Annotated in this window: 10 protein-coding genes; all 10 read right to left on the bottom strand. The window is 51.7% G+C overall.

Annotation, left to right across the window (positions count from 1 at the left end; all coding sequences use genetic code 11):
• Position 1 precedes the first annotated feature (1 nt).
• Complete coding sequence (rbsK, locus tag CHU32_RS25295; RefSeq protein WP_103678673.1) at positions 2 to 1,225, bottom strand: ribokinase; 1,224 nt, start codon at positions 1,223 to 1,225, stop codon at positions 2 to 4.
• A gap of 261 nt (positions 1,226 to 1,486) precedes the next feature.
• Positions 1,487 to 5,710, bottom strand: coding sequence for a DNA-directed RNA polymerase subunit beta' (rpoC, locus tag CHU32_RS25300; RefSeq protein ID WP_103750946.1), 4,224 nt, complete (start codon positions 5,708 to 5,710; stop codon positions 1,487 to 1,489).
• 75 nt (positions 5,711 to 5,785) lie between these two features.
• Positions 5,786 to 9,814 (bottom strand): DNA-directed RNA polymerase subunit beta, encoded by a 4,029-nt coding sequence (gene rpoB / locus CHU32_RS25305; RefSeq protein ID WP_103678675.1) that lies wholly within the window; start codon positions 9,812 to 9,814, stop codon positions 5,786 to 5,788.
• A gap of 319 nt (positions 9,815 to 10,133) precedes the next feature.
• Positions 10,134 to 10,499 carry a 50S ribosomal protein L7/L12 gene (rplL, locus tag CHU32_RS25310; RefSeq protein WP_049842133.1) on the bottom strand — a complete coding sequence of 122 codons (366 nt, stop codon included), beginning with the start codon at positions 10,497 to 10,499 and terminating at the stop codon, positions 10,134 to 10,136.
• 66 nt (positions 10,500 to 10,565) lie between these two features.
• The gene (gene rplJ / locus CHU32_RS25315) at positions 10,566 to 11,063 is read right to left on the bottom strand and encodes a 50S ribosomal protein L10 (RefSeq protein ID WP_002438625.1); all 498 of its coding nucleotides are present in this window, start codon (positions 11,061 to 11,063) and stop codon (positions 10,566 to 10,568) included.
• Positions 11,064 to 11,355: 292 nt separating this feature from the next.
• The gene (gene rplA, locus CHU32_RS25325; RefSeq protein WP_103678676.1) at positions 11,356 to 12,063 is read right to left on the bottom strand and encodes a 50S ribosomal protein L1; all 708 of its coding nucleotides are present in this window, start codon (positions 12,061 to 12,063) and stop codon (positions 11,356 to 11,358) included.
• Between the two features lie 3 nt (positions 12,064 to 12,066).
• Positions 12,067 to 12,495, bottom strand: coding sequence for a 50S ribosomal protein L11 (rplK, locus tag CHU32_RS25330; RefSeq protein WP_103678677.1), 429 nt, complete (start codon positions 12,493 to 12,495; stop codon positions 12,067 to 12,069).
• Positions 12,496 to 12,650: 155 nt separating this feature from the next.
• Positions 12,651 to 13,196, bottom strand: coding sequence for a transcription termination/antitermination protein NusG (gene nusG / locus CHU32_RS25335; protein WP_002438628.1), 546 nt, complete (start codon positions 13,194 to 13,196; stop codon positions 12,651 to 12,653).
• Position 13,197: 1 nt separating this feature from the next.
• Complete coding sequence (gene secE, locus CHU32_RS25340) at positions 13,198 to 13,581, bottom strand: preprotein translocase subunit SecE (protein WP_003862342.1); 384 nt, start codon at positions 13,579 to 13,581, stop codon at positions 13,198 to 13,200.
• A 243-nt stretch (positions 13,582 to 13,824) separates the two neighbouring features.
• Positions 13,825 to 13,908: EF-Tu C-terminal domain-related protein (locus CHU32_RS25345; RefSeq protein WP_000740160.1), on the bottom strand; the 84-nt coding region annotated here is incomplete at its 5' end.

The following is a 13,908-nucleotide window of genomic DNA, read 5'->3' on the forward strand; positions in this document are numbered from 1 at the left end:
CTTATTTCCTTTCATATTGAACAAGGCGTGATAACACATTTTGATAATCAGGCATACTGGCAGCACCTTCTCGCTCGACCGCCAGAGACGCAAACGCACAAGCAAATTTTGCGGCTGAATGCAGTGACTGCTCTTTAGCCATAGCAGCGGCAAATGCACCGTTGAACGCATCGCCTGCACCAGTTGTATCAACAGTAACGGCTTTCAGTGCCGGAATATGGGTAAACTGTTTACCGTCATAGATCAGCACGCCTTGTGAACCCATCGTAATGATGATGTTTTTGGCTCCCATTGATTTAATCACTCGCGCTGCATCTTTAGCGCTCGCTATATCATTAACCTCAACCCCTGACATTAGTGAGGCTTCAGTTTCATTCGGCGTTAAATAATCAACATAAGGTAAACAGGTAGCCGCGTGCTCAGAATAAGGTGCCGGATTAAGTATTGTTTTTACCCCCAGACTGGACGCCATCATTAATGCTTTATGCGTTGCCTCGATGTTGTTTTCCAGTTGGGTTAAAAATATTTTCGCATCAGCCAGTTCACTGGCTATATTCGCCACCTCACTTTCAGTGATATATTGATTAGCACCGGAATAAATCGCAATCATATTTTCACCATCTGACTGTGAAACATATATAATCGCGCTGCCGGTTTTATGCTCCTCATCCTGGTATAACGTAAAGCTGTCAATATCTGATGAAGAGAGGTGATCATGTGCCATCTTGCTGAAATGGTCATTTCCTACTTTACCTACAAAATGCACCTGAACCTGGCATTTACTGGCGGCCAGCGCCTGGTTAGCGCCCTTACCACCGGGGCCAATGATAGTGTTACTGGCGAGAAGCGACTCTCCATTTTTAGGAAATCGTTCAACATTAGCAATGATATCGACGTTAAACGATCCTAATATACAGACTTTATTCTTCATCCTTTGTCCTTTTTTCTTTAAGGCAGAAGTGCTGCGTCCTTGTCGGTCAACCTGATTCAGAAATTTTACTATTGAAGGGCCAAAATCATTAACAGACTTAGAGCGAAAAATTCGGCGTAATATTATAGCTCCACCATGGCAGCGTTGAATAAATTCTTGCCCGGCAAGTATATTCAAATCATTACGAATAGTTTCCTTACTGACCGAGAATAAAACGGCGAGTTGATTAACCGTAGCTCGTTCATGCTTATTCAGATATGCTAATATTTCACGCTGCCGCTCTTTACTGAACATAATTACCCCTCGCACTATAGTTATATTTGTTATATCACATTCATTCCATGAACCCTTTCACAGATATCCCGAAAAAACAAAAACAAACGGGAATGCATTCATTAAACGCTTTTAAATACATACAGATAAGCATGTCTTGATGGGTTTTAAGCAGGTAAGGTGCCGGGAAACAAGGCGGGCATTTTCGGTGTTGAAAAACAGAATATAAAAAAAGCCAGTCAGGAAACCTGACTGGCTTTTATACTATCGGGCGCTCAACGATTACTCGTTGTCGGAACCGCCCAGGCCAGCGTTCAGCAGTTCTGCAAGGCTTGCAGACGCATCTTCAGCCGTCACCTGCGGTGCAGCCGGGAGTTCACCCGCTGCGCGGCGGCGCATACGATCCTGATGGTACGCATAACCGGTACCCGCCGGGATAAGACGACCCACGATAACGTTCTCTTTCAGGCCGCGCAGTTCATCACGTTTACCTGCAACGGCTGCTTCGGTCAGGACACGCGTGGTCTCCTGGAACGATGCCGCAGAGATGAACGACTCGGTTGCCAGAGACGCTTTGGTGATACCCAGCAGATCGCGTGCGAAGGTCGCACCGATTTTGCCATTCGCTTCCAGATCGCGGTTAGCGATCTTAACGCGTGAGTATTCAACCTGTTCGCCTTCCAGGAAGTCGGAGCTACCTGCATTTTCGATGGTCGCTTTACGCAGCATCTGACGAACGATAACTTCGATGTGTTTATCGTTAATCTTAACGCCCTGCAGACGGTATACGTCCTGAACTTCGTTAACGATGTAACGAGTCACAGCATGCACACCACGCAGACGCAGGATGTCGTGCGGTGCTTCCGGACCGTCGGAAACCACGTCACCACGTTCTACACGTTCACCTTCGAACACGTTGAGCTGACGCCATTTCGGGATCATCTCTTCGTACGGATCGCTACCGTCTACCGGGGTGATAACCAGACGACGTTTGCCTTTGGTTTCTTTACCGAAGGAAATGATACCGCTGATTTCCGCCAGGATAGCCGGCTCTTTCGGACGACGTGCTTCGAACAGGTCGGCAACGCGCGGCAGACCACCGGTGATGTCCTTGGTACCGCCGGATTCCTGCGGAACACGGGCCAGGGTGTCACCAGAGCTGATCTGTACGCCATCTTCCAGCTGAACAATCGCTTTACCCGGCAGGAAGTACTGCGCAGGCATATCGGTACCAGGGATCAGAACGTCATTACCCTGAGCATCAACGATTTTCAGTGCCGGACGCAGATCTTTACCACCGGTAGTACGTTCCGCTGAATCCAGAACCACCAGCGAAGACAGACCGGTCAGTTCATCGGTCTGACGCGTAATGGTCTGGCCGTCGATCATGTCAGTGAAGCGAACGAAACCATTCACTTCTGTGATAACCGGCATGGTGTGCGGGTCCCAGTTTGCGACGGTTTCACCGCCGGCAACCTGCTCACCATCACCTTTCGCCATCACAGAGCCGTAAGGCACTTTATAGCTTTCTTTGGTACGACCGAATTCGTCGATCAGTTTCAGCTCAGTATTACGTGAGGTGATAACCAGTTTACCGCTGGAGTTAACAACCGACTTCGCATTGCTCAGACGGATGCTACCTTTGTTTTTCACCTGAATGCTGGATTCAGCAGCCGCACGAGATGCCGCACCACCGATGTGGAACGTACGCATCGTCAGCTGTGTACCCGGCTCACCGATGGACTGTGCCGCGATAACGCCGATAGCTTCACCTTTGTTGATGATGTGGCCACGCGCCAGGTCACGACCGTAGCAGTGCGCACATACACCAAAGTCGGTGTCACAGGATACAACGGAACGCACTTTGACGGAGTCAACGGAGTTCTCTTCCAGCAGGTCACACCAGTGCTCGTGCAGCAGCGTGTTGCGAGGAACCAGAATGTCCGCCGTACCCGGCTTCAGAACGTCTTCAGCAGTCACACGACCCAGAACGCGATCGCGCAGCGGCTCTTTAACGTCGCCACCCTCGATAACCGGGGTCATGGTGATGCCTTCCAGCGTGCCGCAGTCGTCTTCAGTGACCACCAGATCCTGCGCCACGTCAACCAGACGACGGGTCAGGTAACCGGAGTTCGCGGTTTTCAGTGCGGTATCCGCCAGACCTTTACGCGCACCGTGCGTGGAGATGAAGTACTGGAGTACGTTCAGACCTTCACGGAAGTTCGCGGTGATTGGCGTTTCGATGATGGAGCCATCCGGCTTCGCCATCAGACCACGCATACCAGCCAGCTGACGAATCTGTGCCGCAGAACCACGCGCACCGGAGTCGGCCATCATGTAGATGCTGTTGAAGGAAACCTGCTGCTCTTCTTCGCCGTCACGGTTAATTACGGTTTCAGTTTGCAGGTTGTCCATCATCGCTTTGGAGACACGATCGTTCGCCGCAGCCCAGATATCGATCACTTTGTTATAGCGTTCGCCAGCGGTAACCAGACCAGACTGGAACTGCTCCTGGATCTCAGCAACTTCCGCTTCCGCCTCAGAGATGATCTCGTATTTTTTCTCCGGGATGACCATGTCATCGATACCCACGGATGCACCTGAACGCGCTGCATAAGCAAAGCCGGTGTACATCGTCTGGTCCGCAAAAATAACGGTCGGTTTCAGGCCCAGAATACGGTAGCAAGTGTTCAGCATTTTGGAGATTGCTTTCTTGCCCAGCGCCTGGTTGACGATGGAGAAAGGCAGACCTTTCGGTACGATCATCCACAGAATGGCACGGCCAACAGTCGTGTCTTTCAGGCTGGTGTGCGCAACGAATTCGCCGTTAGCATCTTTTTCATATTCGGTGATACGCACTTTAACGCGCGCATGCAGAGAGGCCAGGCCAGCGCGATAAATACGCTCAGCTTCTTTCGGGCCAGTCAGCACCATGCCTTCGCCTTTGGCGTTAACACAGTCACGGGTCATGTAGTACAGACCCAGTACAACGTCCTGAGACGGAACGATGATCGGTTCGCCGTTCGCCGGAGACAGGATGTTGTTGGTCGACATCATCAGCGCACGCGCTTCGAGCTGGGCTTCCAGCGTCAGCGGTACGTGAACAGCCATCTGGTCACCATCGAAGTCGGCGTTATAGGCCGCACAAACCAGCGGGTGCAGCTGGATAGCTTTACCTTCGATCAGTACCGGTTCAAATGCCTGTATACCCAGACGGTGCAGGGTTGGTGCACGGTTCAGCAGTACCGGGTGCTCGCGGATAACTTCGTCCAGGATATCCCAAACGACAGCTTCTTCACGCTCAACCATTTTCTTCGCGGCTTTGATGGTGGTGGCGAGGCCACGCAGTTCCAGCTTGCCGTAGATGAACGGTTTGAACAGTTCCAGCGCCATTTTCTTCGGCAGACCGCACTGATGCAGACGCAGGTATGGACCTACGGTGATAACAGAACGACCGGAGTAGTCAACACGCTTACCGAGCAGGTTCTGACGGAAACGACCCTGTTTACCTTTGATCATATCGGCCAAAGATTTCAGAGGACGTTTGTTAGAACCGGTGATCGCACGACCGCGACGACCGTTATCCAGCAGGGCGTCAACCGCTTCCTGCAGCATACGTTTTTCGTTGCGTACGATGATATCCGGCGCAGCCAGATCCAGCAGACGTTTCAGACGGTTGTTACGGTTGATCACGCGACGATAAAGATCGTTCAGATCCGATGTTGCGAAACGACCACCATCCAGCGGAACCAGCGGACGCAGATCTGGCGGCAGAACCGGCAGAACGGTCAGGATCATCCACTCCGGCTTGTTGCCAGACTGTACGAACGCTTCCAGCAGTTTGATACGCTTGGTCAGCTTCTTACGCTTGGTTTCGGAGTTGGTTTCGTTCAGCTCTTCGCGCAGCGTTTCACACTCTTGCTCCAGATCCATGCTCTTCAGCAGGGCCTGGATTGCTTCCGCACCCATCTTCGCGTCGAATTCGTCACCGAACTCTTCCAGCGCGTCCAGATACTGCTCTTCAGTCAGGATCTGTTGACGTTCCAGGTTAGTCATACCGCCTTCGATAACCACATAAGATTCGAAGTACAGTACGCGTTCGATATCGCGCAGCGGCATATCGAGCAGCAGACCGATACGGGACGGCAGCGATTTCAGGAACCAAATGTGAGCGGTCGGAGACGCCAGCTCGATGTGGCCCATACGCTCACGGCGTACTTTAGTCTGGGTCACTTCAACGCCGCACTTCTCACAGATCACACCACGGTGTTTCAGGCGCTTGTACTTACCGCACAGGCACTCATAGTCTTTTACCGGCCCAAAGATACGGGCGCAGAAAAGGCCGTCACGTTCAGGTTTGAACGTACGGTAGTTGATGGTTTCCGGCTTCTTAACTTCACCGAAAGACCATGAACGGATCATGTCTGGCGAGGCCAGCGCAATTTTGATCGCATCAAACTCTTCGGTTTTAGTCTGCGCTTTCAGAAACTTTAATAAATCTTTCACGGATTTGCTCCCGTCGGAGTTAGCACAATCTGGCGCTGGCTGTTACGCCAGCACCAGTGACCTGTTGAGCGAGAGTTACTCGTCTTCCAGCTCGATGTTGATACCCAGCGAACGAATCTCTTTCAACAGTACGTTGAAGGATTCCGGCATGCCCGGTTCCATCTGATGGTTGCCGTCCACGATGTTTTTATACATCTTGGTACGACCGTTGACGTCATCAGACTTAACGGTGAGCATTTCCTGCAGGGTGTATGCTGCGCCATAAGCTTCCAGCGCCCACACTTCCATCTCCCCGAAGCGCTGACCACCGAACTGTGCCTTACCACCCAGCGGCTGCTGAGTTACCAGGCTGTAAGAACCGGTGGAACGCGCGTGCATTTTGTCATCAACCAGGTGGTTCAGTTTCAGCATGTACATGTAACCGACGGTTACCTGACGCTCAAACTGCTCACCGGTACGGCCGTCGAACAGGGTGATTTGACCAGACGTCGGCAGGCCACCCAGCTGTAACAGCTCTTTGATTTCAGACTCTTTCGCACCGTCGAACACCGGCGTGGCGATCGGCATACCTTTTTTCAGGTTCTCAGCCAGACGCAGAACTTCTTCATCGCTGAAGGTATTCAGGTCAACTTTCTGACGAACGTCAGCGCCCAGATCGTAGGCACGCTGGATGAACTCGCGCAGTTTGGCAACTTCCTGCTGCTGCTTCAGCATGGCGTTAATCTGATCGCCAATACCTTTCGCAGCCATACCCAGGTGAGTTTCCAGGATCTGACCGATGTTCATACGAGACGGTACGCCCAGCGGGTTCAGTACGATATCTACCGGGGTACCGTTAGCATCGTGCGGCATATCTTCGATCGGGTTGATCTTAGAGATAACACCCTTGTTACCGTGACGGCCTGCCATCTTGTCACCCGGCTGAATCCGACGTTTAACCGCCAGATACACTTTAACAATCTTCAGCACGCCCGGTGCCAGATCGTCGCCCTGAGTGATTTTACGGCGTTTCGCTTCGAGTTTTTTCTCGAACTCGTGTTTCAGTTCGTCGTACTGCTCAGCCAGCTGTTCCAGCTGATTTTGTTTCTCTTCGTCGGTCAGGCCGAGTTCCAGCCAGCGATCGCGTGGCAGCTTGTCGAGTTTCTCAGCTTCAACGCCACCGGCAACCAGCACCGCGTAGATACGGCTAAACAGGCCCGCTTCGAGGATCTGCAGTTCTTCAGACAGGTCTTTTTTCGCCTGCTTGAGCTGCATTTCTTCGATTTCCAGCGCACGTTTGTCTTTTTCCACGCCATCACGGGTAAAGACCTGAACGTCGATAATGGTACCGGAAACACCGTTTGGTACGCGCAGAGAAGAGTCTTTCACGTCAGACGCTTTCTCACCGAAGATCGCACGCAGCAGTTTTTCTTCTGGCGTCAGCTGGGTTTCACCTTTCGGCGTTACCTTACCCACCAGAATGTCGCCACCGGTCACTTCCGCACCGATATAAACGATACCGGATTCATCCAGTTTGGAGAGCGCAGCTTCACCCACGTTCGGGATGTCAGCGGTGATCTCTTCCGGCCCCAGCTTGGTGTCACGAGACACACATGCCAGTTCCTGAATGTGGATGGTGGTGAAACGGTCTTCCTGGACAACACGCTCGGAGACGAGGATGGAGTCTTCGAAGTTATAACCATTCCATGGCATGAATGCCACGCGCATGTTCTGACCCAGCGCCAGTTCACCGAGGTCGGTGGACGGACCGTCTGCCAGCACATCACCACGTTCTACCGGCTCGCCCAGAGATACGCAAGGCATCTGGTTGATACAGGTGTTCTGGTTTGAACGGGTGTATTTGGTCAGGTTATAAATGTCGATACCTGCTTCGCCCGGGTACATCTCGTCTTCGTTAACTTTGATAACGATACGGGAAGCATCCACGTACTGAACAGTACCGCCACGTTTAGCCACTGCAGTAACACCGGAGTCAACGGCAACAGCACGTTCCATACCGGTACCCACCAGCGGCTTATCAGCACGCAGAGTCGGAACCGCCTGACGTTGCATGTTCGCACCCATCAATGCACGGTTGGCGTCATCGTGTTCCAGGAACGGGATCAGGGACGCACCGACGGATACCACCTGCTGGGTGGATACGTCCATGTAGTCAACCTGGTCACGGCTGAACAAGCTGGATTCGCCTTTACTACGGCAGGTCACCAGATCTTCTACAAAGTGGCCTTCGTCATCCAGGTTGGAGTTCGCCTGAGCGATAACGTAGTTGCCTTCTTCGATAGCAGACAGGTAATGAATTTCGTCGGTAACTACACCGTCGGTCACTTTACGGTACGGAGTCTCGAGGAAACCGTATTCGTTTGTCTGTGCGTACACGGACAAGGAGTTGATCAGACCGATGTTCGGACCTTCAGGCGTTTCGATTGGACATACGCGACCATAGTGCGTCGGGTGTACGTCTCGAACTTCAAAGCCTGCGCGTTCACGGGTCAGACCGCCCGGGCCGAGTGCAGAGATACGACGTTTGTGCGTGATCTCAGACAGCGGGTTGTTCTGGTCCATAAACTGGGACAGCTGGCTGGAACCGAAGAACTCTTTCACCGCGGCAGAAATCGGCTTGGCGTTGATCATGTCCTGAGGCATCAGGGTATCCAGATCGCCCAGAGACAGACGCTCTTTCACCGCACGCTCAACACGTACCAGGCCAACGCGGAACTGGTTTTCCGCCATTTCGCCTACGGAACGGATACGACGGTTGCCGAGGTGGTCGATATCATCGACTTCGCCTTTACCGTTACGGATATCGATGAGCTTCTTCATCACTTCGATGATGTCGTCTTTGCTCAGGATACCGGAACCTTCGATTTCGTCGCGCAGCAGAGAACGGTTGAACTTCATACGACCCACCGCAGACAGATCATAGCGGTCTTCGGAGAAGAACAGGTTCTCGAACAGGCTTTCAGCCGCTTCGCGAGTCGGCGGCTCACCCGGGCGCATCATGCGGTAAATTTCTACCAGCGCGCTCAGACGATCGTTGGTTGGGTCGACGCGTACCGTTTCAGAAATGTACGGACCGTGATCCAGATCGTTAGTGAACAGCGTTTCGATACGCTTGTGGCCAGACTGGCTCAGCTTAGCCAGCAGATCGAGGCTCAGCTCCATGTTAGCCGGGCAGATCAGCTCGCCAGTGGATTCGTCAACGTAGTCTTTAGAGGCAACTTTGCCCGCGATGTACTCAACCGGAACTTCGATATGTTTGATATCGTCTTTTTCCAGTTGGCGAATATGGCGCGCCGTGATGCGACGACCTTTTTCGACGTACAGTTTGCCGTTAGCCTCAATGTCAAAGGATGCGGTATCACCACGCAGGCGTTCCGGCACCAGTTCCATTTGCAGCTTGTTGTCGCGGATCTCAAAGACCACTTTTTCAAAGAACAGATCCAGAATCTGCTCAGTGGTGTAGTTCAGCGCACGCAGAATGATGGTCGCAGGCAGTTTACGGCGACGGTCGATACGCACGAACAGGTTGTCCTTCGGATCGAATTCGAAGTCCAGCCAGGAACCACGGTAAGGGATGATACGCGCGTTATACAGCACTTTACCCGAAGAGTGGGTTTTGCCTTTGTCGGAGTCAAAGAAGACGCCAGGGCTACGGTGCAACTGAGAAACGATAACACGCTCAGTACCGTTGATAACAAAGGTACCATTGTCGGTCATGAGCGGGATTTCGCCCATGTACACTTCTTGTTCTTTGATGTCTTTAACGGTGCCTTCCGGCGCTTCACGCTCGTAGATCACCAGACGCAGTTTTACACGCAGCGGTGCCGAATAGGTCACGCCACGAATCTGACATTCCTGTACGTCAAAGACTGGCTCGCCCAGGCGATAGCTGACGTACTGTAGCTCAGAATTACCGCTATAGCTGGCAATCGGGAAGACGGAACGGAAAGCTGCTTCCAGACCATACTGCCCTTCGGGATCTTGCTCGATAAACTTCTGAAACGAGTCAAGCTGGATGGAAAGGAGATAAGGAATGTCCAGAACCTGCGGACGCTTTCCAAAATCCTTACGAATACGTTTTTTCTCGGTATAGGAGTAAACCATTAGGGTTCCTCAGCTCGCTGACAAGTCGACCCATCTGCCCAATTGAATGGCAGTTTGTGCAACACTATTTTGTTGACCGGAAAATGGATACTTTCCGCAATGCCTGTTGCTATCACGCTTAAACCATTTCATTGCGATTTACACAGAGCGAGCACCCTGTCGCAGTATATTAAGTCGTCGATAGAAACAAGCATTGAAAGGCACAGCAGTAGTCAAACAGTGTGAAATGCTACCGATGCCCTACAGCGCAAAAAGGCTGGTGACCAAAAAGTCACCAGCCATCAGCCTGATTTCTCAGGCTGCAACCGGAAGGGTTGGCTTATTTAACTTCAACTTCAGCGCCAGCTTCTTCCAGAGATTTTTTCAGTGCTTCAGCGTCATCTTTGCTCACGCCTTCTTTCAGAGCGGCCGGAGCAGATTCAACCAGGTCTTTCGCTTCTTTCAGACCCAGACCAGTTGCGCCACGTACTGCTTTGATTACTGCAACTTTGTTCGCGCCAATACCTTTCAGAATTACGTCGAACTCAGTTTTTTCTTCAGCAGCTTCAGCCGGGCCAGCAGCTACAGCTACAGCGGCAGCAGCAGAAACACCGAATTTTTCTTCCATTGCAGAGATCAGTTCTACAACGTCCATTACGGACATAGCGGATACTGCTTCAATGATTTGATCTTTAGTGATAGACATTTAAATTGTTCCTGAAAATCAGAATAAGTTTATACGTAAGCAGATGCTTTACAAAGATAACTGCGATTAAGCAGCTTCTTTCGCATCGCGTACAGCAGCCAGAGTACGAACCAGTTTGCCAGCCGAAGCTTCTTTCATGGTTGCCATCAGGCGTGCAATTGCTTCTTCGTAGGTCGGCAGGGTTGCCAGGCGATCGATTTGCGATGCCGGGATCAACTCACCTTCAAAGGCTGCGGCTTTGACCTCAAATTTTGCATTCGCTTTCGCGAATTCTTTGAACAGACGAGCAGCAGCGCCCGGGTGTTCCATAGAATATGCAATCAGGGTCGGACCAACGAACGCGTCTTTCAGGCACTCAAACTGAGTACCTTCAACCACACGGCGCAGCAGGGTGTTACGAACAACACGCATGTATACGCCGGCTTCGCGACCTGCTTTACGCAGTTCAGTCATTTTGTCTACAGTGACGCCACGGGAATCCGCAACAACTGCAGACAGCGCGCCTTTGGCTACTTCGCTGACTTCAGCAACAATCGCTTGTTTGTCTTGAAGATTTAAAGCCATTAGCTTTGCTCCTGGATGTTTGCCAGAACTCATGTTCTGGAACTCACTTCACTCCTCCCAACGGAAAGAGCGTCTTAATACGGTGAGCAGAAACAAGCCAGAATATAAAAATAATCTTAGCGTTCTGTCACCGTCTACGCAGGGCATTAAGTCTCTTGCGAAACACCTGCGGTCTTCGACGGAGGCCTGGATAGGCCAGGCTCCAACGAACAATTCGGTTATCCTCTAACCTACGTCAGAGGAATCGTGGGCGAAGATTGTAGACAAATTCACCGCCCACGTAAAGCTAATCTTAGCTATTCGCAGAAGCGCTCAGACCAGCCTGATCAACGGCAACGCCAGCACCCATGGTGGTGGAGAGGCTAACTTTCTTGATGTACACGCCTTTTGCCTGAGTCGGTTTTGCTTTTTTCAGCGCAACCAGCAGAGCTTCCAGGTTTTCTTTCAGTTTGTCAGCGTCAAAATCCACTTTACCAATGGTGGTGTGGATGATGCCGTTTTTGTCGTTACGGTAACGAACCTGACCTGCTTTGGCGTTCTTAACCGCTTCAGCAACGTTAGGCGTTACAGTACCGACTTTCGGGTTTGGCATCAGGCCACGTGGACCCAGAACCTGGCCCAGCTGGCCAACAACGCGCATTGCATCCGGAGAAGCAATAACCACGTCAAAGTTCATTTCGCCTTTCTTGATCTGATCAGCCAGATCTTCCATACCTACCAGTTCAGCGCCGGCAGCTTTAGCCGCTTCAGCGTTTGCGCCCTGGGTAAATACGGCTACGCGAACAGAACGGCCAGTACCGTGCGGCAGTACGGTTGCACCACGTACGTTCTGGTCAGATTTACGCGCGTCAATGCCGAGGTTAACGGCAACGTCTACGCTTTCTACGAACTTAGCGGTAGCCAGTTCTTTCAGCAGAGAGATAGCTTCATTGATGTCATACTGTTTAGTTACATCAACTTTCTCACGGATCACACGCATGCGCTTGGTCAGTTTAGCCATTACTTAGTCCTCCACTACCAGGCCCATGGAACGTGCAGTACCTTCGATGGAGCGAGTCATCGCTTCCACATCGGCACCAGTCATGTCGGCAGCTTTGGTCTGCGCGATTTCCTGCAGCTGAGCGCGGGAAATTTTACCTACTTTGTCTTTGTTCGGCTTGCCAGAACCAGACTTAATACCAGCCGCTTTTTTCAGCAGAACTGCTGCCGGAGGCGTTTTGGTAATGAAGGTGAAAGAACGGTCAGCGTAAACGGTAATAACAACCGGAATTGGCAGACCTTTCTCGATGGAATCCGTTTTTGCGTTGAACGCTTTGCAGAATTCCATGATGTTCACACCCTGCTGACCCAGTGCTGGACCAACCGGCGGACTCGGGTTTGCCATACCAGCTGCAACCTGCAGCTTGACGTAGGCTTGTACTTTCTTAGCCATTTAAATTTCCTCGTTTGGGTCTAACGCCTTAAAAAAGGCTCCCCGTGATAAATACGTTTTACGGGCCCATAGCCCATAAAAACAAAAGGCGCGAAATTGTATGTCAATTTCGCGCCCTGTGCAACGATTAAATCGCCGCTTTTTTGATCGTCTGGTTACGCTTTTTCAACCTGGGCAAAGTCCAGTTCTACCGGGGTCGCACGACCAAAGATAGAAACAGACACCTTCAGGCGAGACTTCTCGTAGTCCACTTCTTCAACCACGCCGTTGAAGTCGGCAAACGGACCATCGCTGACACGAACCATTTCACCTGGTTCAAACAGCGTTTTCGGACGCGGTTTGTCACCTACCTGTTGCAGGCGGTTCATGATAGCGTCAACTTCTTTATCGCTGATCGGCGCAGGACGATCGGAGGTGCCACCGATGAAACCCATGACGCGCGGAACGCTACGTACCAGGTGCCAGCTCGCATCGTTCATCACCATCTGGACCAGTACGTAGCCCGGGAAGAATTTGCGCTCGCTCTTGCGGCGCTGGCCACCACGGATTTCGACCACTTCTTCGGTCGGTACCATGACTTCACCAAACAACTCTTCCATATTGTGTAATTTGATATGTTCACGCAGCGAAGTCGCTACGCGACCTTCAAAACCGGAAAACGCCTGAACGACGTACCAGCGCTTTTTAGGAGCTTCAGACATCTCAGAACCTCAGGCCAGTGATAAAGGAGACCAGGCGGACCAGAATACCATCCAGCCCCCACAGGATCAGCGACATGACAGCAGTCACTGCAGCCACGATTAACGTAGTGTGTAACGTTTCCTGGCGAGTTGGCCAAATCACTTTACGGACTTCGGTTCTCGCTTCGCGAGCAAAGGCGACGGTCGCCTTGCCTTTCGTTGTCAACAGCGCGACACCGCCCGCTGCAGCAATAAGAATTACTACTGCCAGCGCGCGTAGCGGTAGCATCATGTCACGATAAAGATAGTTGCCGACGATAGCTACGATGAGCAATACAGCAACAACTACCCACTTCATCGCTTCCAGGCCGCGCCCGCTCCCTTGAGCTTCGGTATTCGCACTCATAAACCAACCTGTCACCAGAATTCAGACAAATATTTTCACCCCGCGTAAGCGAGGCGAGCCAAACCGAAATGCACTGCTGCTTTTCGGCGCTATATACTTCCTTAAACGCCCTCTTCAGAGCCTGTCTCAGCAATGATTATGACCTAAAAAATCACTGATGAGCCAGGTTCTGGTGGGAAAGCGTGCAAAAAGGGCATCAAATGATGCCCTTTTATTGCGCATTGCGTCAAATGTTATCAGCAATTAGCCGAGAACTTTAGCAACAACGCCCGCGCCAACGGTACGGCCGCCTTCACGGATGGCGAAACGCAGACCGTCATCCATCGC

This window comes from Superficieibacter electus, assembly GCF_002915575.1.
In the GTDB taxonomy this organism is placed as follows: domain Bacteria; phylum Pseudomonadota; class Gammaproteobacteria; order Enterobacterales; family Enterobacteriaceae; genus Superficieibacter; species Superficieibacter electus.

What these genes read in the sequence shown, in the direction of transcription:
- rbsK (WP_103678673.1), bottom strand. Translation starts at nt 1,225, where the DNA reads ATGTTCAGTAAAGAGCGGCAGCGTGAAATATTAGCATATCTGAATAAG.
- rpoB (WP_103678675.1), bottom strand. Translation starts at nt 9,814, where the DNA reads ATGGTTTACTCCTATACCGAGAAAAAACGTATTCGTAAGGATTTTGGA.
- rplL (WP_049842133.1), bottom strand. Translation starts at nt 10,499, where the DNA reads ATGTCTATCACTAAAGATCAAATCATTGAAGCAGTATCCGCTATGTCC.
- rplJ (WP_002438625.1), bottom strand. Translation starts at nt 11,063, where the DNA reads ATGGCTTTAAATCTTCAAGACAAACAAGCGATTGTTGCTGAAGTCAGC.
- rplA (WP_103678676.1), bottom strand. Translation starts at nt 12,063, where the DNA reads ATGGCTAAACTGACCAAGCGCATGCGTGTGATCCGTGAGAAAGTTGAT.
- rplK (WP_103678677.1), bottom strand. Translation starts at nt 12,495, where the DNA reads ATGGCTAAGAAAGTACAAGCCTACGTCAAGCTGCAGGTTGCAGCTGGT.
- nusG (WP_002438628.1), bottom strand. Translation starts at nt 13,196, where the DNA reads ATGTCTGAAGCTCCTAAAAAGCGCTGGTACGTCGTTCAGGCGTTTTCC.
- secE (WP_003862342.1), bottom strand. Translation starts at nt 13,581, where the DNA reads ATGAGTGCGAATACCGAAGCTCAAGGGAGCGGGCGCGGCCTGGAAGCG.